This is a genomic window from Xanthomonas sp. NCPPB 1754 (genome assembly GCF_041475725.2).
In the GTDB taxonomy this organism is placed as follows: domain Bacteria; phylum Pseudomonadota; class Gammaproteobacteria; order Xanthomonadales; family Xanthomonadaceae; genus Xanthomonas; species Xanthomonas euvesicatoria.
Genome location: NZ_CM192982.1, coordinates 397,667 through 420,966 on the forward strand (window position 1 = coordinate 397,667; position 23,300 = coordinate 420,966).

Consider the following 23,300-nt stretch of genomic DNA (forward strand, 5'->3'; position numbering starts at 1 on the left):
GACCCTGCAGCTGGTCTGCAGAACGTTCTCCCTGCTACGCGCGCAGCGAGTGAGCGAAGTCGTTCTGCTGGTCGCTCCTACTGACCGGCCCGAAAGCGCGTCGGCGAGCAACCGGCGTGCCGTGCGAAGTAGCGACTGAAATAGGCGGCGTCGAAAAATCCAAGGCTGGCGGCAATCTGTTGCACGCTCAGGCTGGTGTAACGCAGGGTGCGGCGTGCTTCCAGCATGATCCTGCGCTGCAACAACTGTAGTGCGGAGGCGCCAGCCAGGCGCTGGCATAACGCGTTGAGGTGACCGGGCGTCAACCCGAGTTGATCGGCGTAGCGGGAAATCGGCCAGTGGGCGCGGTAGTGCTGGTCGATCAAGCCTTGATAGGCGCGCAGATGGCGCAGTGCCGGGTCTGCCTGCGGGCTGATCGCTGCGGCATGCCGGGCCCGCTCCAGTGCCGTACGCGCCATCCAGATGACCAGCTGCGCCGCCGCAGCCTGCGCTGCGAGGTCATCGCCGATCGACCGGCGTGCGTGGTCCTGCGCAATGCTGCCAAACAACACATCCAGCCATTTGCGCGCATGCTGGGCGTGCACAACGGCAGGCGCGGCCATGACCTGTTGCAGTAACGGCGCAGCGTTCAGCGCCGTCCTGACCAGCGGCATGCACATGGTGATGACGTGGCCACGCACTGCCGGGTCGAAGGCAAAGCCATGCACGCAGAGCGGCGGAAGCCACACCACGCTGGCACCGCGCAGGCGTTGGGTGCGCCCATCCAGCTGCAGCGTGGCCGGTCCGCGCTGCACATAAACCAGTTGCGCCAAATCCTCGTGTCGGTGCGGCACGATCTGCCAGTCGTGCAGTCGGCTGCGTGCGGCAATCGATTCCCAATGCAGCAATTCGGCGGCATCGGCGTGTTGCTCGCCGTACAAGCCGAAGGCAGGGACTGCGGCAGTGTCGGGCACGGATGTGGCCATCGTCGAAAAGTCCAAGGACTGCACGCAATCATCCCTTCAACGCAGCGCTTTGGCTACCGACACTGCACGCATCGCCATCCAAGCCAGGAGCAGTGCATGCGAACGCAGGTTGCGATCATCGGCGCCGGACCATCGGGCCTGTTGCTGGGCGAACTGTTGCGGCTCGCCGGCATCGATTGCGTCATCGTCGAGCGGCAGACGCCCCAGCATGTGCTGGCGCGCATCCGCGCCGGGGTATTGGAGCAGGGCAGTGTGGAACTGCTGCAGCGCGCCGGCGTCGGCGAGCGGTTGCAGCGCGAAGGCTTGCTGCATCACGGCTTCGAATTGTCCCTGGACGGTCAGCGCGAGCGTATCGACCTGCTGCGCGGCTGCGGCCGCGGCGTCACCGTTTATGGGCAGACCGAGGTCACCGCCGATCTGATGCATGCGCGCCAGCGCAGCGGGGCACCCACGCATTACGACGCCCAGGACGTGGCCCTGTGCGATGTGGGAGGCACCACGCCTGCTGTGGAGTTCACGCAGGACGGCCAGCGCAGGCGTCTTGACTGCGACTACATCGTCGGCTGCGATGGGTATCACGGCGTCAGCCGTGCCAGCATCCCCGCCGAGCGGCTGCGCCTGTTCGAGCGCGTGTACCCGTTCGGTTGGCTCGGGGTGCTGGCCGATACGCCACCCGTGCACGAAGAACTGGTCTACGCACGTCACCGGCGCGGGTTTGCACTATGTTCGATGCGCTCGCCCACCCGTACGCGCTATTACATCCAGGTGCCGGCCAGCGCGCAGGTGGAGGCCTGGAGCGATCAGGCGTTCTGGGACGAGTTGCGTGCACGGCTCCCGCCTGCGTTGGCGGCGCAACTGGTCACCGGCGCATCGATCGAGAAGAGCATCGCACCGCTGCGCAGTTTCGTCGCCGAGCCGATGCAGTATGGCCGCTTGTTCCTGGCTGGCGATGCTGCACATATCGTGCCGCCCACCGGCGCCAAGGGGCTGAATCTGGCGCTTGGCGATGTCGGCTTGTTGGCGCAGCTGTTCGAGCGTTGGAAGACAAGCGGCGATGCCGGTGTGCTGGAACAGTATTCGACCTTGGCCTTGCAGCGTGTGTGGAAGGCCGAACGGTTCTCGTGGTGGATGACCACCCTGTTGCACCGCTTCGATGACGAAGACGCATTCACTGCGCGGCTGCACGGAGCGGAGCTGGACTATCTGCTCGGTAGCGAGGCGGGCCGCGCGACGCTGGCGGAAAATTATGCAGGTCTCCCGTTGGCCGCGCTATCGGACTGATGGCGCATTGGTGATTGCGAACTAGCAGACGCCGCGGAGCGGATTTCTAGCTGGACATCCTGGTTCGATGTCGCCTTGGCTGCGCAAGTGCGATGCGTGCGCACAACAGCGCTTCCCCAAACCGGCTTGAATGATGCGCGTCAGCTCACATGCATTGCTTCCACTGCGGTCATCGCCCGCTCGACCGCGACACCCCGGGTCCATTCTGTACACGGTGCAGCAGCACGCTGGCGCTCACCACATGGGTGATGTTTTTCTCACCAACGGTTGCACAAGTGCCCAGGTGCATGCTCAGGCGGCTAGCGGGCCGGTGAACGGCACCGGTAGGGTGGCGATGACGCGTTAATGCAGCTGTGCGCACGCGCGTCTTCCCCCCGCTCAACGGACACGTTGCTGGCGTCCCCAATGAGCGCACTGCCACCCCTCCACCCAGGAGTACTCCATGAAGAAGTTGCTCTCCCGTGCCTTGTTGCTGGTCATGCTCATCGCACCAATGGCTGCGTTCGCGCAGACCGCGGTAACGGCCAATCCCGATCATCAGAAGATGCTGCTCGGCAGCACCTGGTATGAAACTGCCAACAAGCGGCTGGTCTACGATTTCTGGCGCACCGTGTTCGAAGCTGGCCAGGTGCAGTACGCGCCGATGTACATGGACAAGAACTACATCCAGCACAATCCGAACGTGGCCAATGGGCGCGATGCGTTTATCGCCTTCCTGACGGCATTCGTGAAGCCGACGCCGGTGCAGCCGCGGGTGCGATTGCCCTTGGTCGCCATCACCGCCGATGGCGATCTGGTCACCCTGGTGTCGGTGCGCACCTTACCCAACCCCAATAAGCCCGGCACCACGTACACCACCACCTGGTTCGACATGTTCCGGACCGAGAAGGGCCTGATCAAGGAACATTGGGACCCGGACACCATCGCCGGACGTGCCAGCACCGGCGGCCAGTAACCACCGCTGCACACCAGGCTGCGTTGTGTGGCCCTGCGTGTGTCCTCGACGCTCGAAGATGAGCTCATCACAGCGCCCACCTCACAGTGGGCGCTGTCGTGTTGCGGCCCCAGTGTCAGCTGATGCGAAATCCCATCGTCGCTTCCACTGCTTGCTGCCAGCCGGCGTAGAGCGCTTGGCGCTTGTCGTCGGCCATGGCCGGTTCGAAGCGGCGATCCACGGCCCACTGTTTGGCGATTTCTTCGCGGCTGCCCCAGAATCCAGTTGCCAGCCCTGCCAGATACGCCGCACCCAGCGCAGTGGTTTCCGCCACTTCCGGGCGGAGTACCGGCACATTGAGAATGTCACTCTGGAACTGCGCCATGAAGTCGTTGGCGATGGCACCGCCGTCGGCACGCAGTTCTTTCAGCTCGATGCCGGAATCGCTTTGCATCGCGGTGAGCACGTCGCGGGTCTGATAGGCCATCGATTCGACTGCTGCACGCACGAAGTGTTCCTTGGTGGTACCACGCGTCAGCCCGAACACCGCGCCGCGGATATCGCTGCGCCAGTACGGCGCGCCCAGGCCGACGAAGGCCGGCACGATGTACACGCCATCGTTGTCGCCGGCACGCTCGGCATAGGCTTGCGAGTCGCTGGCCTTGCCCAGCATGCGCAAGCCATCGCGCAGCCACTGCACCACCGAGCCGGCAACGAAGATCGCGCCTTCCAGCGCGTATTCGACCTTGCCGTCAATGCCCCAGGCAATCGTGGTCAGCAAACCGGCCTTGGACGCCACCGCCTTGTCGCCGGTATTCATCAGCATGAAACAGCCGGTGCCATAGGTGTTTTTCGCCATGCCCGGTTCGAAGCAGGCCTGGCCGAACAACGCGGCCTGCTGGTCGCCGGCGATGCCGGCGATGGGCACCTGTTCGCCATAGAAGTACTGGGTCTGGGTCATGCCATAGACCTCGCTGGACGAACGCACGTCCGGCAGCATCTGCGCGGGCACGTCCAACATGGCCAGCAGTTCAGCATCCCACTCAAGCGTGTGGATGTTGAACATCATGGTGCGCGAGGCATTGGTGTAGTCGGTGACGTGCACCTTGCCGCCGGTGAGATTCCAGATCAGCCAACTGTCGATGGTGCCGAACGCCAGTTCGCCTTTCTGCGCGCGTTCGCGCGCGCCTTCGACGTGGTCGAGAATCCACTTGACCTTGGTCCCGGAAAAATACGCATCGATCAGCAGGCCGGTCTTCTCGCGCACCATCTGCTCATGCCCGGCCTCCTTGAGCTGGGTGCAGATGTCCTTGGTCTGCCGCGATTGCCACACGATGGCGTTGTAGATCGGCTGGCCGGTGCCCTTGTCCCACACCACCGCGGTCTCGCGCTGGTTGGTGATGCCGATCCCGGCGATCGCGCGCGCATCGATCTGCGCGTTGTTGAGCAGCTCGGTGATGGTGGTATAGACGCTGGTCATGATCTCGCGCGGGTTGTGTTCCACCCAACCCGGCTGCGGAAAGATCTGGCCGAATTCGCGCTGCGCCACGCCGGCCACCTTGCCCTGGCGGTCGAACAACATCGCGCGTGAGCTGGTGGTGCCTTGATCGATCGCAAGGACGTACTGCTTTTCCATCGAAAATTCCTCGAACAATGCCGGCATTGGCGCACGGCGAGAAAGGTCGGTGCAGGCGATGACGCCGCGTGGCCATCAGGGTTTGGCCACAGGTAACTTCACGCGTCGTCAGCGTGATTGTTGGCTTGGCGCAGCACCATCACAGTGGATCGAGCGGTTTGCTGCCGCCTTGCAGATGGCGCACCCGCGCCGGCAGGAATGGCAGGATCAGCCACTGATAGGCCAGCGCGCCGATCGGCCCGCCGATCAACGGGCCAACGATCGGGATCCACCAATAGTTGTCCTTGGCCGGCAACGCGGCCTCGCCCCAGCCGGCGAAATACGCGAACAGGCGCGGGCCGAAGTCGCGCGCCGGGTTCATCGCCCAGGCCTCCAGATAGCCCATCGACGCGCCCAGCGTGGTGACTAGCAAGCCGATCATCAACGCGCCGGAGTTGGCAGTGGGTGCGGCCTCGTTGAACTGCTCGGTGATGGCGAAGATGCCGAAGATCAGGAACGCCGTGATGATGATCTGGTCGACCAGTGCATGCATCGGCGTGACCGCCAGCCCCGGTGCGGTGAAGAACACCCCGGCTGCGCCGCCGGCTTCACGGGTGAGCTGCTGCACCTGGTTGAAGTGATCGATCACCGGCCCGTACAACTGATAGACGATGGCCGCGCCCAGGAATGCGCCGACCACCTGCGCAAACCAGTAGGGCAATACCTTCTTCCAGGAAAAACCGCGGAACAGTGCCAGCGCCAGCGTGACCGCCGGATTGGCGTGCGTACCGGACACCGAGCCGGTCACGTAGATCGCCAGTGTCACCGCCAGGCCCCAGGCGATACACACGCCCCAATAGGCGTTTTGATAAGGGCTGGGGTCGTACAGGATGTACATCGCCGCCACCGAATCGCCGAGCGCGATGATGATGAACATCGCGACCGCCTCGGAGATCAACTCACCTACGAGTTGCCGGCTCATGCGTGCATGCCCGCAAGGTCGAAGATGCAGAAAACAGCGTGCAGCGCGCTTGCTCGCGCGCAGCGGTGGTCGGTGATGCTCATCTGGGGTGCCCTCCACGTGACTTGGGTGACGCTGGCTGAAGCGCCGGAATACGTTGCCGGGCGACCCGTCCTCGCCGGCAACGCGGTGTGTTCAAGCAGAAACGGCATCGCGTTGCCGGATCGACTGCGTCTGCAGATAGTCTTCCAGGCGCTGCCGCCCGGCCGCATCGATCCGCAGGCCGAGCTTGCTGCGCCGCCACAGGATATCGTCGGCAGCCACCGCCCATTCGTGTTGGCGCAGGTAATCCACCTCGGCCTGGTACAGGTCCGCACCGAAGTGCGTGCCCAGATCGGCCAGGCTCTGCGCATCGCCAAGCAGTTGTTCGGCGCAGGTGCCGTAGTTGCGCACCAGCCGCTGCGCAGTCGCCGCCGGCAGCCAGGGGCGCGCGCGGCCGACGCGTTCCAGCAGGCTGGCGATATCGCGCTGCTCGCCGCCTGGTAATGCCTCCCCATGTGCGGTCCACGCCGGCTTGCGTGCGCCCAGCGCGTGGGTGAGTCGGTCCACTGCCTCTTCGGCGAGCTTGCGATAGGTGGTCAGCTTGCCGCCGAATACGTTGAGCAACGGCGCACCCTCGGTGACCACTTCCAGCTGGTAATCGCGGGTCACTTCGGCTGCGTTGTCTTCGGCATCGTCCAGCAACGGGCGCACGCCACTGTAATTCCACACCACATCGGCGGGGGAGATCTGCTGCTGGAAATACAGGTTCACCGCATCGCACAGGTACTGCACCTCGGCAGCATCGATCTTCGGCGCGGCGGGGTCGGCTTCGTAGTCCACGTCGGTGGTGCCGATCAAGGTGAAGTCGTGCTCGTAGGGGATGGCGAACACGATGCGCCGGTCCGGTTGCTGGAAGATGTACGCATGGTCGTGATCGAACAGCTTGGGCACCACGATATGGCTGCCCTTGACCAGCCGCAATGCGTGTTCGTGCGGCACCGAGGCCACGGTGTCCAGGAACGCCACTGCCCAGGGGCCGGCCGCATTGGCGAGCGCGCGCGCCTGCACCGTGCGGCGTCGGCCCTCGCGGTCTTCGAGCTCGGCATACCAGAAGCCGGCATCGCGCCAGGCGCCGACACAGCGCGTGCGGGTGTGGATCTTGGCGCCGCGCCTGGCGGCGTCCATCGCGTTGAGCACCACCAGCCGCGCGTCCTGCACCCAGGCATCCGAATACACGAAGCCGGTGCGCAGCGATTCCTGCAGCGGCGCACCGACCGGGTGCGTCCGCAGCGACAGCCGCCGCGAGCGCGGCAGGCTGCGCTTGCTGCCGCCCAGATGGTCGTACAGGAACAGCCCGGCGCGGATCATCCATGCCGGGCGCAGGTGCGGTTGGTGGGGCAGCAGGAAGCGCAACGGCCAGATGATGTGCGGGGCCAGCCGCAGCAACACTTCGCGCTCGGCCAGTGCCTTGCCGACCAGCGCGAATTCGTATTGCTCCAGATAGCGCAGGCCGCCGTGAATGAGTTTGGTACTGGCGCTGCTGGTATGCGCGGCCAGGTCGTCCTGCTCGCACAGGCACACCGACAGACCGCGCCCGGCCGCATCACGGGCAATGCCGACCCCGTTGATGCCGCCGCCGATTACCAGAAGATCGTATATCTCGCCCATCGGTGCCTCCGTCCGGGCGCGCTGATGAGCGAACCCAAGTTGTCATGTTCGAACATATTCGAACATCGAACCTTGCGGGGGCGTGAAGATGGACAGCTTTAGTATCAGCGGTGACGTACGCGCGAATCGGCGATGAAAGAGCAGATTAAGAGATGGCGTACCTAGCTGGCCCGATGGTCTTCGGCGGCTATCGCGTAAAAACGCTCAAAAACGAACATCGAACTCAGGCAGTTCCGTCCGCGTCCGCCAGGTGCACCCGGGTACCGGCCTCGGCCAGGACGCTCGCCAACTCCTGCGGCGGCGGCCGGTCGGTGAACCAGTCGTGCACCTGGGCGAGGGCGCCCAGCCGCACCATGGCGTTGCGACCGAATTTGCTGTGATCGGCGGCCAGCAGCACGTGCCGCGAGTGCTCGATGATGGCCTGCGCCACGCGCACTTCCTGGTAATCGAAATCCAGCAGGGTGCCGTCCAGATCGATACCGGAAATGCCGATCACCCCGAAGTCCACCTTGAACTGGCGGATCAGCTCCACCGTCGCCTCGCCGGTCACGCCTTGGTCGCGCCCGCGCACCACACCGCCGGCCACGATCACCTCGAAACTGGGGTTGGCGCTGAGCATCACCGCCACGTTGAGGTTATTGGTGATCACGCGCAGCCCGCGGTGCTGCAGCAACGCGCGTGCGACTTCTTCGTTGGTGGTACCCAGGTTGATGAACAGCGAGGCATCGTCGGGAATGAAACGCGCCACACGTGCGGCGATGTGCTGCTTTTCGCGGGCCTGCAGCGCCTTGCGTGCGGTGTAGGCCAGATTCTCCACGCTGGAGGGCATGCTGACGCCGCCGTGATAGCGGCGCAGCACGCCGGCATCGCAGAGCAAGGTCAGATCGCGCCGGATGGTCTGCGGCGTCACCTCAAAGCGTGTGGCCAAACCTTCGACCTCGGCAAAGCCCTGCTGCCGCACCAGCGCCACCAATTGCTCCTGGCGCGGGTTCAACGCCGGCGCCGGGACCGTCCTGTAGTGAGTCGACTCCATGCGCAGATGATCGCGCATACGCGTGAGGATGCAAACACGGCGGGGTGCACGCTGAGCGCGACAGGGGCTTGCCGGCGAACATCGGCCTGAAGCGGTGCACGCGTGGCGACATGCCGGACGCGCTGCGCTGAGGCTTCACGGTTCTGGGCGCATACGATTCCCCGGCAGGCTCGGTCAGGGCTCGGTAAAGATCGCCGCCTTCGGTGTGTGCGTGCTGAAGCGCCAACGAGAAGGTGGCCAGCAACGCGCGGACACGCAGTGGGTCGTGCCGATGAAACGCGGGCGCCGCAAACGCGTTGCTCGCTAAGCCCGGTATCGACCGCAACCGCCAGACGGTGCGCAGCCGGCCGGATGCCGGCTCAGCCCAGCTCGCTGCGATAGCCGGTGTCGATGCTGATGCTGCCGCCTACCGCACGCGACACGCAGGCACAGAGCTTGCGATTCTCCCGGCGCTGCTCGTCGCTGAAGAACACGTCGCGGTGATCGATATCGGCGGAGCTGTCCAGCACGTCCACCGCGCACAGGCCGCATTCGCCACGGCGGCACTCGGCGATCAGCTCCACCCCGGCGTCGGCCAGTGCGTCCAGCATCGATTCGTTTTCAGCGACCGGCACTTCCAGGCCCAGCCCCGGCAATTTCACCACGAACGCCTGCGCCGGCACCCGCCCGCTATTGCCGAAGGTTTCGAAGTGCAGGCGCGCACGCGGCCGGCCGGCGGCGTGCCAGTGCTGGCGCACCGCCTCGAGCATGCCCAGCGGCCCGCACACATATACCTCGGCATTGGGCGACAGGCGCGCCAGTTCGGCAGCCAGATCCGGCGGGCCGGCGCTGTCGTCGCATTGCAGTTGCAAACGTTCGCCCAGCAGTGCTTCCAGCGTGTCGACATACGCCATTGCGCTGCGCGAGCGGCCGGCGTACAGCAGACGGAACGCGCGGTGGCCACGCGCCAGCCGCTGCGCCATGCCGACGATCGGGGTGATGCCGATACCGCCGGCAATCAGCAGGATTTCCTCGCCGCTTTCATCCAGCGCGAAGTTGTTGCTGGGCGGCGACATCTCCACCACATCGCCCGGGGCAAGCGTCCACATATGCAGCGAGCCGCCACGGCTGTCGGGCATTTGCCGCACTGCGATCTGGTAGTACCCGTCGGCACGCGGTTCGCCCACCAGCGAATACGAGCGCACATCGTCGCGACCATGCAGCTGCACACGAAAATCCACATGGCTGCCCACCTCGAAGCTGCGCGCAGCGGTGCCGGGATCGAGCACGATTTCGCGCACGCCCGGGCAGGCGTCGGCAATGCTGACGACGCGGGCGCGATGCCACTGGGTGTCTTTACGCATGAAGGGCTCCAGGCAATGAGGTCTGCCGGCCGGCGCCGGCTGTGATGGCGCCGCAATGCGGCGCTGTGAGCGATGACATGGCTGGCCGCATGCGAAGTGCTTAGCCCACCATGCGCAGCGACAGATCCTGCGCGCGTTGTTCCTGCGCGATCAGGCGGTCGATCACGCGTCGCGCCCACATCCCGCCGGCATCGACGTTGAGGTTGTAGAAGGTGTGATCCGGATGCGCATCGATGGCGCGTTGCTGCGCCTCCAGCACCACTTCGTCCTCGCCGAAGATGCCGGCGATGGTGTTAGTGTGCGTGGTGGTGGTCGATTGATCGTGCAGCGCATAGTTGCGCATGAAGGCCCAGAAATAATGACACGTGCGATCAGTTTCCGGGGTCACGGTATTGAGCACATAGGCGTTGACGCCCTGGCTGCGATCGCCTTCCGGCGCGCCGGTGCCGGCGATGGCCACGCCGACATCGATGGCGATGGTGGCGGGTGCTTCGAAGCGAATGATCTGCCAGCGATCGACCTTGCCGTGGTAGTCCAGATGGCGGGCGATCTGGCCGCCCCAGAAGGGCGGTGGGTCGATGTTGCGCATCCAGCGCGACACGACAACGCTGCGATCGCCATGCACTACATCGAAGGGCGTTTCGGCCACCTCGTCCTGGCCGATGCTGGAGCCGTGCACGAAGGTCTCGTGGGTCAGGTCCATCAGGTTGTCCAGCACCAGCCGATAGTCGCACTTGGCATGGATGGTGCGGCCATCGCCGGCCCAGGCCGGATCATGCGACCAGTGCAGGTCGGGAATCAGGCGCGTATCGGCCTTGGCCGGGTCGCCCGGCCAGATCCATACGTAGCGGTGTTTTTCGGCCACCGGAAAGCTGCGCACGCAGGCCGAGGGATTGATGGTGTCCTGCGAGGGCATGTGCACGCAGCGCCCCTGCGTGTTGTAGACCAGCCCGTGATAGCCGCAGACCACGTCGTCGCCGCGCAGCTTGCCCATCGACAAGGGCACCAGCCGATGCCAGCACGCGTCTTCGAGCGCGACGACCGTACCGGCGGTGGTGCGGTAGACCACCACATCCAGGTTGCAGAGCTTGCGCGGGCTGAGCACGTGCTTGATCTCATGGTCCCAGGCAACGGCGTACCACGCATTGAGGGGAAACAGCGGCTTGGACTGGGACATGACCGTGACTCCTGGGTGTGTAGGCAACCTGGATGCGACGCGGCGTGCGCCGGCCTGCAGCTAGTTGGCGCGCATCGCAACGCTGGCGTCTGCTTGTGAGCGAAGTTATGTATACACCGGAGACAATGTGGGCGCGTCACGGGGTTGCCGAAATTGTGCGAATATCGATTTGAATCACCGATTATCGGATTGACCGCCCTGCCGGCTGCGCCTACCGTGAGCCCACGCTCGCTGTGCTGGAAGGGAACGCAATGGCCGAAATCGTCGCTCTCGCGGAAGCGGTGTCGCAGCTGATCGCCGATGGCGATTGCGTGGCGATGGAAGGCTTCACCCATCTGATTCCGCATGCGGCCGGGCACGAGGTGATCCGCCAGCACAAGCGCGCGCTGCGGCTGGTGCGCATGACCCCCGACCTGATCTACGACCAGCTGATCGGCGCCGGTTGCGCGGCAGCGCTGCGGTTTTCCTGGGGCGGCAATCCCGGCGTCGGCTCGTTGCACCGGCTGCGCGATGCAGTGGAACACGCCTGGCCGCAGCCGCTGCAGATTCGCGAACACAGCCACGCCGATATGGCCAATGCCTATGTGGCCGGTGCGTCGGGGCTGCCGTTTGCAGTGCTGCGCGGGTATGTCGGTTCGGATCTGCCGCGCGTCAACGACAGCATCAAGTTCCTGCAGTGCCCGTATACCGGCCAAACGCTGGCCACCTCGCCGGCCGTCAACCCCGATGTCACGGTGATCCACGCCCAGCGGGCCGACCGCCGCGGCAACGTGTTGCTCTGGGGCATTCTGGGCGTGCAGAAGGAAGCGGTGCTGGCAGCGCGCAAGGTGATCGTGACGGTGGAAGAGATCGTCGACAGCCTGGACGCGCCGCCCAATGCCTGCATCCTGCCGCGTTGGGTTGTCGATGCGGTCTGCGTTGTCCCTGGTGGTGCGGCGCCCTCGTATGCGCATGGCTACTACGCGCGCGACAATCGGTTCTATCTGGCCTGGGATGCGATCGCGCGCGCCCGTGCGACGTTCCAGGCCTGGATCCAGACGCATATTCTCGACACCGACGATTTCGCCGGTTTTCAGCGCGTGTATGCACAGTCCCAGCAGCAGGTGGCCGCATGAGCGCCTACAGCACCAACGAGATGATGACGGTGGCTGCCGCGCGCCGCCTGCCCGATGGCGCAGTGTGTTTTGTCGGTATCGGCTTGCCGTCCACTGCCGCCAACCTGGCTCGGCTTACGCATGCACCGGACGTCACCTTGATTTACGAATCGGGCCCGATCGGTGCGCGCCCGCAGGTGTTGCCACTCTCGATCGGCGACGGCGAACTGGCCGAAACCGCCGACACCGTGGTCTCCACGCCGGAGATCTTCCGCTACTGGCTGCAGGGCGGGCGCGTGGATGTGGGCTTTCTGGGGGCGGCGCAGATCGATCGGTACGCCAACCTCAACACCACCGTGATTGGCTCCTACGCTGCGCCGAAAACGCGCCTGCCCGGCGCCGGTGGCGCGCCGGAAATTGCCGCCAGCGCCAAGCAGGTGTTCATCATCATGCGCCAATCCGAACGCAGCTTCGTGTCGCGGTTGGACTTCATCACCACGGTCGGGCATCTGGACGGTGGCGATGCGCGCGCGCGGGCCGGCCTCCCCGGCGCCGGCCCGACCGTGGTCGTCACCGACCTGTGCGTGATGGAACCCGACCCCGTGACCCGCGAACTCACCGTGACCTCGCTGCATCCCGGCGCCACGCGCGAGCAGGTCAGCGCGGCGACCGGGTGGCCGATCCGGTTCGCCGCCGACCTTGCACAAACCACGCCGCCCAGTACCGCCGAGCTGGATGCCTTGCGCGCGCTGCAGGCACGCACCGATGCAGCGCATGGTGTGCAGGCAATGGGAGCCCAGGCATGAGCGAGGTGTACCTGATCGATGGCATCCGCACGCCGATCGGCCGTTACGGTGGCGCCTTGTCCAGCGTGCGCGCCGACGATCTGGGCGCAGTGCCCATCGCCGCATTGCTGGCGCGGCAGTCGCAGCTGGAGCCGGCCGCAATCGACGATGTGTACCTGGGCTGCGCCAACCAGGCCGGCGAAGACAATCGCAATGTCGCGCGTATGAGCCTGTTGCTGGCCGGCCTGCCGTCTTCGGTGCCGGGCAGCACGCTCAATCGCCTGTGCGGCTCGGGCCTGGACGCGATCGGCACGGTAGCGCGCGGCATCCGTGCCGGCGAACTGGATCTTGCCATTGCCGGCGGCGTCGAATCGATGTCGCGCGCGCCGTGGGTGATGGGCAAGGCCGACAGCGCCTTCGCCCGCACCCAGCAGCTGGAAGACACCACCATGGGCTGGCGCTTCATCAATCCGCGCCTGCAGGCGGTCTATGGCACCGAACTGATGGGGGAAACGGCGGAAAACGTGGCGCAGCGGTACGCCATCGCGCGCGAAGACCAGGATGCGTTCGCACTGCGCAGCCAGCAACGCGTGGCGGCGGCGCAGGCAGCCGGTTTCTTCGATGCGGAAATCACCCCGGTGGCCGTGGCAGCGCGCAAGGGCGGCGATGCCTCCACGGTCGAACACGATGAAGCGCCGCGACCCAACACCACCGCCGACATGCTGGCCAAGCTCAAACCGGTGTTCCGCCAGCCCGGCACCGTGACGGCCGGCAATGCCTCCGGTCTCAACGATGGCGCCGCTGCCTTGCTGCTGGCCTCGGCGCAGGCCGTGCAGGCTCACCGGCTGACGCCGCGTGCGCGCGTGCTGGGGTTCGCCTCGGCGGGCGTGGAGCCGGCGTACATGGGCATCGGCCCGGTGCCGGCCACCCAGCGCCTGCTGGCGCGCTTGCACCTGCGCATCGCGCAGTTCGATGCGATCGAATTCAATGAAGCCTTCGCTGCGCAGGCGCTGGCCTGCACGCGTGCATTGGGCCTGGCCGACGATGCCGCACACGTCAATGCCAACGGTGGCGCCATTGCGCTCGGGCATCCGCTCGGCATGAGCGGTGCGCGGCTGGCGCTGACCTTGCTGCGGCAGCTGGAGGCGGGCAACGGGCGACTCGGGCTGGCCAGCATGTGCATCGGAGTGGGGCAGGGCGTGGCGTTGGCGATCGAGCGCCTGTGAACCGGCTGTTGCAACCTCCCTCGTCCTTCCCTTGCACCCATGTCGTTCTGGTCGTCTTGTTGCCGACGGAGATTCAAGATGCGCGATCCCACCGCTGACCAACCTGCCATCGCCGACCCGCTGCTCGGCTACCGCCGCAGCCGGCCCGGTACGCAGCCGGCGTACCTGCATCCGGCATACGCTTCCACCACATTGCGAGGGCCTACGCGTGATCCGATCGACCTGCCGGTCACGCTGTCGGAAGTCACTGGCCCGCGCCTGGATCGGCTCACGCTGGGCGCGCACGCGGCCGATCTCACTGCAGGGTTCAGTGGCGCGCCGCTGGGCGAGCGCATCATCGTCTCCGGCCGCGTGCTCGACGAAAACGGCAGGCCGGTCCGCAACAGCGTGGTGGAAGTGTGGCAATGCAACGCGGCTGGTCGCTACCAGCACGCTGGCGATCGGCACGATGCACCGCTGGACCCCAACTTCCGCGGCACCGGCCAGGTGCTGACCGATGAGCACGGCCGCTACAGTTTCAAGACCATCAAGCCGGGCGCGTATCCGTGGCGCAATCACTACAACGCCTGGCGGCCGGCGCACATCCATTTTTCGTTGCACGGCGATGGCATCGGGCAGCGGCTGGTCACCCAGATGTATTTCCCCGGCGACCCGCTGCTGGCGCACGACCCCATCTTCAACTGTGTCGACGATGCGCTGGCGCGCGAACGCATGGTGTCCAGTTTCGACTGGGAAAACGCGGTCAGCGAGTACGCGTTGGCCTACCGCTTCGACATCGTCTTGCGCGGTCGCAAGCAAACGGTCTGGGAGTGACACGATGAGCCTGCATGCAACGCCGTCGCAGACCGTCGGCCCGTATTACCGGCTGGGATTGGAGCCGCTGTATCGCCAACAGATCGCACCTGCGCAGGCCGCGGGCACGCATGTGCAGATCAGCGGTTGCATCTTCGATGGCGCCGGCGTGCCAGTGGCCGATGCGGTGCTGGAAGTGTGGCAAGCCGATGCTGCGGGCATCTATGCGCATATGGCCGACGGTCGCTGCGAGGCCCACGACCCCAGCTTCGACGGCTGGGGCCGCGTGCCCACCGATGCCAACGGGCGTTTTACCTTCAGCACCATCAAGCCGGGCAGGGTGGCGGGCCCGGACGGCAAGCAGCAGGCGGCGCATCTGACGGTGCTGGTCTTCATGCGCGGCCTCTTGCGCGGGGTGTCGACGCGGCTGTATTTCGCCGACGACCCACAGCTGGGCAGCGACCCGATCCTGGCGCTGGTGCCGGCCGAGCGGCGCGCCACCTTGCTGGCCCAGCCGCATCCAGGCAGTGCGTACACGTGGGACATCCACATGCAGGGCGACGCGGAAACGGTGTTCTTCCGCTATTGATCCGCATGCCGATGTTGAAACGCCGTATGCGTACAGGGACAGCGCTGCATCCTGCCGGCACGCGGCCACGTCCACAGGGCCATAGGCGCCGCTGCACGAGCGCCTGCTGCCGAAACATCGCCAGGGTATCTCCGGCGACAAGCAATGCGCCGTGACGCCTCACGCACATGCATCCGGGGCAGCGCGCATCGTGGCAGGCAGGTGCACACGTGCACTCGCGTGCACGCAGCGCAAGCACGCATGGCCTCATCCACCTCATCCCGGCAGTGCCAGGCGCGCCCGATGCATTGCCCTTTGGTCTAGTTGGCACCTTGGTACATCGGTGCGATGCTGCCGGCTCGCCTAGAGATGCAATGCATGAGTGCGACATCTTCGTTGTTGGGATCCTTGTTCGGCGAGCCTGCGTGCGAGGCCTTGTTCGACGATGCCGCGCGTGTGCAGGCGATGCTGCAGTTCGAATCGGCGCTGGCGCGCGCCCAGGCGCAGTGCGGGGTGATTCCCGCGCAGGCCGCGCAGGCCATTGCCGCTGCCTGCGATGTGCAGCACTACGATCTGGCCGCGCTGGCGCAGGCCACGGCGCTGGCCGGCAATCCCGCCATTCCGCTGGTCAAGGCGCTGACCGCGCAGGTGGCCGCGCACGACAACGCCGCCGCGCGCTGGGTGCACTGGGGCGCCACCAGCCAGGACGTCATCGATACGGGCACGGTGCTGCAGCTGCGCGCCGCACTGGATCTGCTGCTGCCGCGTCTGCACGCCCTGTGCGCCGATCTGGCGGTGCTGGCCGAACGCGAGCGCAACACCGGCCTGCCCGGTCGCACCCTGCTGCAGCAGGCCGTGCCGGTCACCTTCGGGCTCAAGGTCGCCGGTTGGCTGGACGCCCTGCAGCGTGCGCAGCGGCGCCTGCACGCCTTGCGGCGCGATGCCTTGGTGCTGCAGTTCGGCGGCGCGGCCGGCACCCTGGCCTCGTTGCAGGGCCGTGGCCTGGAAGTGGCGCAGGCGCTGGCGAGCGCCCTGGCGTTGCCGCTGCCCGCGCTGCCCTGGCATACCGCGCGCGACCGCATCGTCGAGGTCGGCTGCGCCTTCGGTCTGCTGGCCGGCACGCTGGGCAAGATCGGCGGAGATGTGGTGTTGCTGATGCAAACGGAGGTGGGCGAAGCGTTCGAGCCGGCCGCCGCCGGCAGAGGTGGCTCCTCGGCGATGCCGCACAAGCGCAATCCGGTCTCCAGCGTGGCAGCCGTGGCTGCGGCCACCCGCGTACCGGGCCTGGTCGCCACCTTGTTCAGCGCCATGGCGCAGCCGCACGAGCGCGCAGCCGGGCAATGGCATGCCGAGTGGGACACCTTGCCGCAGATCGTCTGCCTCACCGCCGGCAGCCTGGCGCAGATGCAGCTGTGCCTGTCGGGTCTGGAACTGGATCGCCCACGCATGCAGGCGCATCTGGACAGCCACGGCGGGCTGCTCTACGCCGAGGCGGCCGTGTTCGCGCTTGCGCCACACCTGGGCAAGCCGCAGGCGCACGCCCTGGTGGAACAGGCCGCGCTGCGCGCGCAGGCGCAGCAACGGCATTTGCGCGAGGTGCTTGGCGAGCACGCGCAGGTGAGCGCGGTGCTCACGCACGCGCAACTGCAGGCAGTGTTCGATAGCGCAAGTTGGCGCGGCATGTCCTCGGTGTGGATCGACCGCGTGCTGGCTGGATCTTCTTCCTGTTGACGGTGCCTCGATGGCTTATCTCCAGTTGCCCACGCATCGCCTGCACTACCGCCTGGACGGCACCGAAGGACGCCCCTGGCTGACTTTCTGCAATTCGCTGGGCACCGATCTGCACATGTGGGACGTGCAGCTCGAAGCCTTCGCTCCGCACTACCGCATCCTGCGCTACGACCGCCGCGGCCATGGGTATTCGGAGACGCCGCCCGGCCCGTACAGCGTCGCCGACCTGGGTCAGGACGTGCTGGCACTGTGGGACGCCCTGGAGATCGCGCAAAGCGATTTCTGCGGCCTGTCGATCGGCGGGCTCACCGGCCAGTGGCTGGGCCTGCATGCACCGCAGCGCTTGCGCCGGCTGGTGGTGTGCGCCACCGCGCAGAAGATCGGCAGTGCCGCCACCTGGGAAACCCGCATCGAACAGGTGCGCAGCGAAGGCCTTCCGACGCTGATCGATGCCACGCTGCAGCGCTGGTTTACCCCCGAATTTGCCATCAGCCATGCGCAGCGCCTGGACATGATCGCTGCTGCCTTCGTGTCCACTTCGCCTGCCGGCTACATCGCCTGCTGCCAGGCGGTGGCCGATGCGGACTTCCGCGGCGCATTGGACGGGCTGAGCCTGCCGCTGCTGGCGCTGGCCGGCGACGACGACCCGGTGTGCCCGCCGCCTGACCTGCGCGAGATCGCCTATGCCGCGCCGGACGGGCATTACGCCCAGGTGCCTGGCCGCCACATCTGCAACCTGGAATCGCCGGCCGCGTTCAACCAGGCGGTACTCGGCTTTCTTCAGGGCCAGTGAGCTTTCCCACCTTGCAAGGACACCCCATGCACGAAGACGAACGTTATCAAGCCGGCATGCTCGAACGCCGACGCGTCCTTGGCGATGCGCACGTCGACCGTGCGCTGGCCGCGCGTAGCGAATTCACCGAAGAATTTCAGGACCTGATCACCCGCTACGCCTGGGGCGGCATCTGGACCCGCGACGGCCTGCCGGCCCACACCCGTTCGCTGATCACCCTGTCGATGATGATCGCGCTAGGCCACGACGAAGAATTCAAGCTGCACGTGCGTGCGGCGCGCAACAACGGCGTCACGCCTGCGCAGATCAAGGAAGTGCTGCTGCAGGCGGCGATCTACTGCGGCGTGCCGGCCGCCAACCACGCGTTCGCGCTGGCCAGGCCGATCCTGGAAGAACAAGCGGCCGACGCCGGCGCAGCCTCGGCGGCGCAACCGCGGTAAGAGTGGTCTCAGGGCGGCGGGCAACCGACTGCGCTCAGCGCCCGGCGCGTGTGGTCGGCATTCGATGCGGCGGGAACCACTCGTACACTGTGGTGCCTGGCGCGCCGTCCAGAATCGCCTGCCGACTGCGCGCACACGCGTATTGGCGGCGCTCAACCCACCGCAACCGGAGACATTGCATGCTGCATCGATTGGTCTGCCTGCTGGTGGTGTCATTGGCAACCGCGGCGCTGCACGCACAACCGCAGCCCGGCCCCGGCACCGTGTCGGCGCGGGTGCGTACCGACGATGGCCAGACGCTGACCGTGTGGTCGCGCGTGCCCGCGCAGCCACGTGGCACGATCGTGCTGGTGCACGGCCGCACCTGGAGCGCATTGCCCAACTTCGATTTGCAGGTGCCTGGCGAGCCGCGTGACGCGCGCTCTGTCCTTGCAGCGCTCGCGCAAGCCGGGTTTGCCGCGTATGCGGTGGATCTGCGCGGCTACGGCGGCAGCCCACGCGACCGCACGGGCTGGAATACGCCCGCCCGTGCAGTGGCCGATGTCCGCAATGTGCTGGCCTGGGTCGCGCAGACCCATCCCGGCCTGCCGCCGCCGGCATTGCTGGGCTATTCCAACGGCGCGCGGGTGGCGTTGCTGCTCGCGCAGCAGCAACCGCAGGCGATGTCTGCCCTGGTGTTGTTTGGCTTCCCCGATGACGTGGATGCAGCGCCCGCGCCGGCGGTTCCGGCAGATCGGCCCTTGCGCGCACCCACCACGGCCGCTGCGGCCGGTGAGGACTTCATCACCGCCAATGCGGCACCACCGGGCGTGCGTGCGGCTTACGTCGCCCAGGCGCTTGCAGCGGATCCGGTGCGCACCGACTGGCGCGCCATGGAGGAGTTCGCCTTCCACCCCGAGCAAGTCGCGACGGTGCCGGTCTTGCTGTTGCGCGGCGTCGACGACCCGATCGCCACCCAGGCAGACAACGCGCATCTCTACGCACGCCTGCGCAGCGAAGATCGCAGCTGGGTGACCCTGCCGCACGCCGACCACGTGGCCCAGGTCGAAGACAGCCACGCAGCGTGGGTGGACGCGGTGGTGAGCTTTCTGCGCCGGCCGCGCTAGGAGCCGTCAACAAAAGACTGCGCGGCCGTCAGGCGGGCGTGGCCGGTGCCCGGTGCGGCATTGCAACCTCGTGCATTGCGGTTCCTGTGCGTCATCCGCACCCATCTGCCGACTGCTCGCTATGTCTTGTTTGCCGCTCTGAGTCGGGAAGCGTGCAACAGCAAGTGGCGATCAATCCGAACAGGCCTGGCCTGGCACTTTGCGATGTGCAGCCTCGCATGTACGTCGGGCACACGCGCAATGTGTGGACGCGATTGCTTTTGACCTCTGCCAGCCACCACTGCGCCACTAGCGCTTATGCAGCACAGGGGCAGGTCAGATGCCCCGCGGGCGACGCCCGCGCCAACGCAAGGTGCTGCACTAACTCAGCAAGGTTCCCAGCCGCTGCGCCGCCTGCTTCAGCGGTTCCAGCAACTGCGTTTGCATCGTCTGCAGGCTCACCCGCCCGGCCTGGGCGCCAATGTTGAGCGCGGCGATCACCTCGCCGCGCAGGTTGCGCACCGGCACGGCGATCGAGCGCAGGCCGATTTCCAGTTCCTGATCGGTCAGGCACATGCCTTCGCGGCGCGTGCGCGCCAGCACCTCCAGCAGCGCCGAGGCCTGGGTCACCGTGCGGTCGGTCCGCGGACGCAAGGTGGTGCGTTCCAGATACGCCTGCAAGGTGTCGCCGGGCAGGGCGGCCAGCAACACCCGCCCCATCGAGGTGCAGTAGGCCGGCAGCCGCGTCCCCGGGCGCAGCCCGATCGACATGATGCGCACCGTTTCCGACCGCGCCACGTACAGCAGATCGTCGCCATCCAGCACGCCCAGCGAACACGATTCGTGCAGTTGGTCGCGCAGCCCGTCCAGGACCGGCTGCGCGGCCGCGGTCATCGATGAAGACGCCGCGTACGCGCCGCCGATGCCCAGCACGCGCGGCAGCAACACGTAGCCACGTCCCTGCTCGCCCACATAGCCCAGCTTGGCCAGCGTATGCAGCACGCGCCGGACGGCTGCGCGCGAGATGCCGGTTTCCAGGCTGATCTGCGACATCGTCACTTCGCGCGCATGCTGTGCGAACACGCTCAGCACCACCAGCCCGCGCCCCAGCGAGGTCATGAAGTCCGGATCGCCCTGGGCGGCGGCGATCTGCTGCATCAGCTCATGCGGCAGGCCGCGATCGCTGCCGGCCGCAACCACGGCGGCGGGACGTTTGCGGCGGCTGGAGGCGGGCTCGGGCATAGGAGTGCGGCAGCGGACAGGTCCGTGCATGGTAAGCGCTCGCGCCATGACATGCCCCGGCTCACACTCTGCGCGTGGGCATGTAAGCGCTTCACCCTGCTTGCCGCATAATCGCCGCTGGTTTGTGACGGATCGGTGCGCTTAGTCCATGAAAACCCCCAACGGCCTGCAGCCGCTGATCGACGACGGCGTCATCGACGAAGTGCTGCGACCACTGAAGAGCGGCAAGGAAGCATCCGTCTACGTTGTGAGCGCAGGCGCCGAGATCCTGTGCGCCAAGGTCTACAAGGACATGGCGCAACGCAGTTTCCAGGCGCGCGTGCAGTACCAGGAAGGCCGCAAGGTGCGTGGCAGCCGTCAGGCCCGCGCGATGGGCAAGGCCACCAAGTTCGGCCGCAAGGAAGCCGAAACCGCCTGGAAGAACACCGAAGCCGACGCGCTCTATCAACTGGTGGATGCCGGGGTGCATGTGCCCAAACCGCGCGGTTACTTCCACGGCGTGCTGCTGATGGATCTGGTCACCGATGACGCCGGCCACAGCGCACCGCGGCTGGGCGAGGTGGACCTGGAACCCGAGCAGGCGCGCGCCTTCCACACCAGCCTGATCGGCGATGTGGTCAAGATGCTGTCGCTGGGCCTGGTGCACGGCGATCTGTCCGAATACAACGTGCTGGTTTCGCCCGATGGCCCGGTGGTGATCGACTTTCCGCAGGTGGTCAGCGCCGCCGGCAACAATGCCGCGCGCGACATGCTGCTGCGCGACGTGCACAACCTGCGCGACTGCCTGGGCCGTTTCGCGCCCGAGCTGCTGGACACCCATTACGGCGAAGAGATGTGGGCGCTGTTCGAAAAGGGCGAACTGCGCCCGGACAGCGTGCTCACCGGGCGGTTCAAATTCGACACTCGTCGCGCCGATGTACGCGCCGTCCGTGCCTCGATCGAAGATGCGCGCCAGGAAAACCTCATTCGCCAGCAAGGCCGCGAAGCGGCTGCCGAAGACAACGACTAGGAAGCGCCAACAGGCCGCAGCAGCAGCGCATTGGTTGCGATGCAGCGCAGCAAATTCAGCGCGCATGCTGCAGTCATTGCGACATCGCCGAGCGGCCAATCTGCGCGTGTGCGGCCACTTTTTCCAGCAATTTTGGGCTTTTTTGCGTACGTGCCCGGACCACCGGCCTTTTTGTCGGTACTGATTAACGATTTGAATAGTGATGGTTCATAACAATCTGGCAAGCTCGACCATCGCTTATCGGAGAGTTCGTCATGTCGTTTGATCCTGATGTCGTGCGTCTGTTCGCCCAGCTTCAAGAGGCGGCGCAGCCGCCCATGGAAACCCTGCCGATCGAAGGCGCGCGCGCGATGATGCGCGCGGTGGGCGCGCAGTTCGGTTTCCCGCGCATCGAGATGGCCGAGGTACGCGATCTGCAGGCCGATGCCGCCACCGGTGCAGTGCCTTTGCGCTTGTATCGCCCCACGGGGGTCGCGGCCGGCCCGGCCCCGACCTGCCTGTTCGTGCACGGCGGCGGCGGTCTGGTGGGCGATCTGGAATCGCATGACGATGTGTGCCGGCAACTGGCGGCGCGTGCTGGCTGTCAGGTGTTGGCGATCCATTACCGTCTGGCCCCCGAGCATCCGGCGCCGGCCGGCGTGGAAGATGTCATCGCGACGTTGCATTGGCTGGTTGCGCACCCGGACACGGTCGGCGCCGATGTGCAGCGCCTTGCCGTCTGCGGCGACAGTATCGGCGGCGCCATGGCCGCGGTTGCCGCATTGGCCGCGCGCGATGCCGGCATCGCTTTGCGTTGCCAGCTGCTGGTCTATCCGCTGACCGACGCGCGCCAGGACAGCGGCGTGTATCCATCGCGCTCGCTCAATGCCGGCCTGCCACCGTTGACTGCGGCAGCGGTGGAATTCTTCAACCGCCATCTGCTGCCGGATATGGCGGTGGCCAATGACTGGCGTGTCTCGCCGATGCTGGCGCCGGATGTCGCCGGCGTTGCGCCTGCGCTGGTCGTGGTCTGCGACCGCGACATGCTGTACGACGAAGGCCGCGCCTATGCCGAGCGCCTGCGTGCGGCGGGAGTGGAGGTCACCCTGCATAGTTTCCCGGGCATGATCCACGGCTTCATCAACATGGGCAGCGTCTTGCGTGCCGCCGGTGAAACGCTGGACCTGGCGGCGTTGACGCTACGCCAGCGCCTGCTGCCCGCGATCGAACGCAGGGCCGCCTGACAGCCTGCGGCAGCCGTGCCGAGGCACGCGCTGCCGCACCTGTGGCGGTGTCACTGCAGCGTCGGGGCGTGTGTCACCGCGTGCGGGCTCGCCTCGCAAAAAGAACACCTGGGTGCAGCCGTGCGCCGGCAGCTGTGTGGGCGCCAAGGGCGCTGTGCACCACGCGAACCGTCACGGTCGTCATCGGTGGCTCGTCGGCAACCCGCAGGTCCTATCGAAACCAGTCAGCATGGCGCCGGGGTCGATTGAACGCAGCGCTTTCAACTTCGCCCTGCATTGGCCCACGCGCACGT

General features: G+C 66.3%; 21 protein-coding genes and 1 other RNA gene. 14 read left to right on the forward strand and 8 right to left on the reverse strand.

Features of this window, described 5'->3' with window-relative positions; translation table 11 throughout:
* Positions 1 to 77: 77 nt before the first annotated feature.
* Positions 78 to 965, reverse strand: coding sequence for a helix-turn-helix domain-containing protein (locus tag ACCQ15_RS01770; RefSeq protein WP_014089100.1), 888 nt, complete (start codon positions 963 to 965; stop codon positions 78 to 80).
* Positions 966 to 1,061: 96 nt separating this feature from the next.
* Here ACCQ15_RS01770 and pobA point away from each other — a divergent pair, with 96 nt between their 5' ends.
* On the forward strand, positions 1,062 to 2,246 hold the full coding sequence (pobA, locus tag ACCQ15_RS01775; RefSeq protein ID WP_372357997.1) for a 4-hydroxybenzoate 3-monooxygenase: 1,185 nt from the start codon (positions 1,062 to 1,064) through the stop codon (positions 2,244 to 2,246).
* 442 nt (positions 2,247 to 2,688) lie between these two features.
* Complete coding sequence (locus tag ACCQ15_RS01780) at positions 2,689 to 3,201, forward strand: nuclear transport factor 2 family protein (RefSeq protein WP_372381137.1); 513 nt, start codon at positions 2,689 to 2,691, stop codon at positions 3,199 to 3,201.
* A gap of 115 nt (positions 3,202 to 3,316) precedes the next feature.
* Here the strand turns inward: ACCQ15_RS01780 and glpK are convergent, their stop codons facing one another.
* The 6 genes from glpK to ACCQ15_RS01810 all read right to left on the reverse strand — a co-directional run bounded on the left by glpK (position 3,317) and on the right by ACCQ15_RS01810 (position 11,019).
* Positions 3,317 to 4,816, reverse strand: a complete 1,500-nt coding sequence (gene glpK / locus ACCQ15_RS01785) for a glycerol kinase GlpK (protein ID WP_372381138.1) — start codon at positions 4,814 to 4,816, stop codon at positions 3,317 to 3,319.
* 139 nt (positions 4,817 to 4,955) lie between these two features.
* Positions 4,956 to 5,777 (reverse strand): MIP/aquaporin family protein, encoded by an 822-nt coding sequence (locus ACCQ15_RS01790; protein ID WP_372381139.1) that lies wholly within the window; start codon positions 5,775 to 5,777, stop codon positions 4,956 to 4,958.
* Positions 5,778 to 5,951: 174 nt separating this feature from the next.
* Entirely contained in the window at positions 5,952 to 7,466 is a 1,515-nt protein-coding gene (glpD, locus tag ACCQ15_RS01795) for a glycerol-3-phosphate dehydrogenase (protein WP_219196623.1), read from the reverse strand.
* Between the two features lie 223 nt (positions 7,467 to 7,689).
* Positions 7,690 to 8,517: a DeoR/GlpR family DNA-binding transcription regulator gene (locus ACCQ15_RS01800; protein WP_008577964.1), complete on the reverse strand. Its 828-nt coding sequence runs from the start codon at positions 8,515 to 8,517 to the stop codon at positions 7,690 to 7,692.
* Between the two features lie 341 nt (positions 8,518 to 8,858).
* A complete protein-coding gene (locus ACCQ15_RS01805; protein ID WP_008577963.1) occupies positions 8,859 to 9,842 on the reverse strand; it encodes a PDR/VanB family oxidoreductase in 984 nt (327 codons plus the stop codon).
* A gap of 100 nt (positions 9,843 to 9,942) precedes the next feature.
* On the reverse strand, positions 9,943 to 11,019 hold the full coding sequence (locus ACCQ15_RS01810; protein ID WP_209261081.1) for an aromatic ring-hydroxylating dioxygenase subunit alpha: 1,077 nt from the start codon (positions 11,017 to 11,019) through the stop codon (positions 9,943 to 9,945).
* Positions 11,020 to 11,270: 251 nt separating this feature from the next.
* Here ACCQ15_RS01810 and ACCQ15_RS01815 point away from each other — a divergent pair, with 251 nt between their 5' ends.
* The 10 genes from ACCQ15_RS01815 to ACCQ15_RS01860 all read left to right on the forward strand — a co-directional run bounded on the left by ACCQ15_RS01815 (position 11,271) and on the right by ACCQ15_RS01860 (position 19,689).
* Positions 11,271 to 12,134, forward strand: a complete 864-nt coding sequence (locus ACCQ15_RS01815; protein WP_372381140.1) for a CoA transferase subunit A — start codon at positions 11,271 to 11,273, stop codon at positions 12,132 to 12,134.
* Entirely contained in the window at positions 12,131 to 12,919 is a 789-nt protein-coding gene (locus ACCQ15_RS01820) for a CoA-transferase subunit beta (RefSeq protein ID WP_008577960.1), read from the forward strand. Before ACCQ15_RS01815 ends, ACCQ15_RS01820 begins: the two co-directional genes overlap by 4 nt.
* The gene (pcaF, locus tag ACCQ15_RS01825) at positions 12,916 to 14,124 is read left to right on the forward strand and encodes a 3-oxoadipyl-CoA thiolase (RefSeq protein ID WP_029818388.1); all 1,209 of its coding nucleotides are present in this window, start codon (positions 12,916 to 12,918) and stop codon (positions 14,122 to 14,124) included. The genes ACCQ15_RS01820 and pcaF overlap by 4 nt, the downstream gene beginning before the upstream one ends.
* A gap of 78 nt (positions 14,125 to 14,202) precedes the next feature.
* The gene (gene pcaH / locus ACCQ15_RS01830) at positions 14,203 to 14,937 is read left to right on the forward strand and encodes a protocatechuate 3,4-dioxygenase subunit beta (RefSeq protein WP_008577958.1); all 735 of its coding nucleotides are present in this window, start codon (positions 14,203 to 14,205) and stop codon (positions 14,935 to 14,937) included.
* Between the two features lie 4 nt (positions 14,938 to 14,941).
* Positions 14,942 to 15,505 carry a protocatechuate 3,4-dioxygenase subunit alpha gene (gene pcaG / locus ACCQ15_RS01835; RefSeq protein ID WP_303401558.1) on the forward strand — a complete coding sequence of 188 codons (564 nt, stop codon included), beginning with the start codon at positions 14,942 to 14,944 and terminating at the stop codon, positions 15,503 to 15,505.
* Between the two features lie 357 nt (positions 15,506 to 15,862).
* Complete coding sequence (locus ACCQ15_RS01840; RefSeq protein ID WP_372381141.1) at positions 15,863 to 17,215, forward strand: 3-carboxy-cis,cis-muconate cycloisomerase; 1,353 nt, start codon at positions 15,863 to 15,865, stop codon at positions 17,213 to 17,215.
* Between the two features lie 10 nt (positions 17,216 to 17,225).
* The gene (gene pcaD, locus ACCQ15_RS01845) at positions 17,226 to 18,008 is read left to right on the forward strand and encodes a 3-oxoadipate enol-lactonase (RefSeq protein ID WP_029818393.1); all 783 of its coding nucleotides are present in this window, start codon (positions 17,226 to 17,228) and stop codon (positions 18,006 to 18,008) included.
* 26 nt (positions 18,009 to 18,034) lie between these two features.
* The gene (pcaC, locus tag ACCQ15_RS01850; RefSeq protein WP_372381142.1) at positions 18,035 to 18,448 is read left to right on the forward strand and encodes a 4-carboxymuconolactone decarboxylase; all 414 of its coding nucleotides are present in this window, start codon (positions 18,035 to 18,037) and stop codon (positions 18,446 to 18,448) included.
* Between the two features lie 179 nt (positions 18,449 to 18,627).
* Positions 18,628 to 19,554 carry an alpha/beta hydrolase gene (locus ACCQ15_RS01855; protein WP_372381143.1) on the forward strand — a complete coding sequence of 309 codons (927 nt, stop codon included), beginning with the start codon at positions 18,628 to 18,630 and terminating at the stop codon, positions 19,552 to 19,554.
* Positions 19,555 to 19,614: 60 nt separating this feature from the next.
* Positions 19,615 to 19,689: non-coding RNA, sX9 sRNA (locus ACCQ15_RS01860), on the forward strand.
* 225 nt (positions 19,690 to 19,914) lie between these two features.
* Here the strand turns inward: ACCQ15_RS01860 and ACCQ15_RS01865 are convergent.
* Positions 19,915 to 20,775, reverse strand: a complete 861-nt coding sequence (locus ACCQ15_RS01865) for an IclR family transcriptional regulator domain-containing protein (protein ID WP_008578106.1) — start codon at positions 20,773 to 20,775, stop codon at positions 19,915 to 19,917.
* A 148-nt stretch (positions 20,776 to 20,923) separates the two neighbouring features.
* Between ACCQ15_RS01865 and ACCQ15_RS01870 the strand changes: the two genes are divergently transcribed.
* Together ACCQ15_RS01870 and ACCQ15_RS01875 are read left to right on the forward strand one after the other, a co-directional pair.
* Positions 20,924 to 21,784, forward strand: coding sequence for a PA4780 family RIO1-like protein kinase (locus tag ACCQ15_RS01870; protein WP_008578107.1), 861 nt, complete (start codon positions 20,924 to 20,926; stop codon positions 21,782 to 21,784).
* A 254-nt stretch (positions 21,785 to 22,038) separates the two neighbouring features.
* Entirely contained in the window at positions 22,039 to 23,007 is a 969-nt protein-coding gene (locus ACCQ15_RS01875; RefSeq protein WP_029818396.1) for an alpha/beta hydrolase, read from the forward strand.
* Positions 23,008 to 23,300: the final 293 nt, after the last annotated feature.

Excerpts from the sequence above, each read along its gene's own strand:
- ACCQ15_RS01770 (WP_014089100.1), bottom strand. The coding sequence starts at position 965 with ATGGCCACATCCGTGCCCGACACTGCCGCAGTCCCTGCCTTCGGCTTG.
- pobA (WP_372357997.1), top strand. The coding sequence starts at position 1,062 with ATGCGAACGCAGGTTGCGATCATCGGCGCCGGACCATCGGGCCTGTTG.
- ACCQ15_RS01780 (WP_372381137.1), top strand. The coding sequence starts at position 2,689 with ATGAAGAAGTTGCTCTCCCGTGCCTTGTTGCTGGTCATGCTCATCGCA.
- glpK (WP_372381138.1), bottom strand. The coding sequence starts at position 4,816 with ATGGAAAAGCAGTACGTCCTTGCGATCGATCAAGGCACCACCAGCTCA.
- ACCQ15_RS01790 (WP_372381139.1), bottom strand. The coding sequence starts at position 5,777 with ATGAGCCGGCAACTCGTAGGTGAGTTGATCTCCGAGGCGGTCGCGATG.
- glpD (WP_219196623.1), bottom strand. The coding sequence starts at position 7,466 with ATGGGCGAGATATACGATCTTCTGGTAATCGGCGGCGGCATCAACGGG.
- ACCQ15_RS01800 (WP_008577964.1), bottom strand. The coding sequence starts at position 8,517 with ATGCGCGATCATCTGCGCATGGAGTCGACTCACTACAGGACGGTCCCG.
- ACCQ15_RS01805 (WP_008577963.1), bottom strand. The coding sequence starts at position 9,842 with ATGCGTAAAGACACCCAGTGGCATCGCGCCCGCGTCGTCAGCATTGCC.
- ACCQ15_RS01810 (WP_209261081.1), bottom strand. The coding sequence starts at position 11,019 with ATGTCCCAGTCCAAGCCGCTGTTTCCCCTCAATGCGTGGTACGCCGTT.
- ACCQ15_RS01815 (WP_372381140.1), top strand. The coding sequence starts at position 11,271 with ATGGCCGAAATCGTCGCTCTCGCGGAAGCGGTGTCGCAGCTGATCGCC.
- ACCQ15_RS01820 (WP_008577960.1), top strand. The coding sequence starts at position 12,131 with ATGAGCGCCTACAGCACCAACGAGATGATGACGGTGGCTGCCGCGCGC.
- pcaF (WP_029818388.1), top strand. The coding sequence starts at position 12,916 with ATGAGCGAGGTGTACCTGATCGATGGCATCCGCACGCCGATCGGCCGT.
- pcaH (WP_008577958.1), top strand. The coding sequence starts at position 14,203 with ATGCGCGATCCCACCGCTGACCAACCTGCCATCGCCGACCCGCTGCTC.
- pcaG (WP_303401558.1), top strand. The coding sequence starts at position 14,942 with ATGAGCCTGCATGCAACGCCGTCGCAGACCGTCGGCCCGTATTACCGG.
- ACCQ15_RS01840 (WP_372381141.1), top strand. The coding sequence starts at position 15,863 with ATGAGTGCGACATCTTCGTTGTTGGGATCCTTGTTCGGCGAGCCTGCG.
- pcaD (WP_029818393.1), top strand. The coding sequence starts at position 17,226 with ATGGCTTATCTCCAGTTGCCCACGCATCGCCTGCACTACCGCCTGGAC.
- pcaC (WP_372381142.1), top strand. The coding sequence starts at position 18,035 with ATGCACGAAGACGAACGTTATCAAGCCGGCATGCTCGAACGCCGACGC.
- ACCQ15_RS01855 (WP_372381143.1), top strand. The coding sequence starts at position 18,628 with ATGCTGCATCGATTGGTCTGCCTGCTGGTGGTGTCATTGGCAACCGCG.
- ACCQ15_RS01865 (WP_008578106.1), bottom strand. The coding sequence starts at position 20,775 with ATGCCCGAGCCCGCCTCCAGCCGCCGCAAACGTCCCGCCGCCGTGGTT.
- ACCQ15_RS01870 (WP_008578107.1), top strand. The coding sequence starts at position 20,924 with ATGAAAACCCCCAACGGCCTGCAGCCGCTGATCGACGACGGCGTCATC.
- ACCQ15_RS01875 (WP_029818396.1), top strand. The coding sequence starts at position 22,039 with ATGTCGTTTGATCCTGATGTCGTGCGTCTGTTCGCCCAGCTTCAAGAG.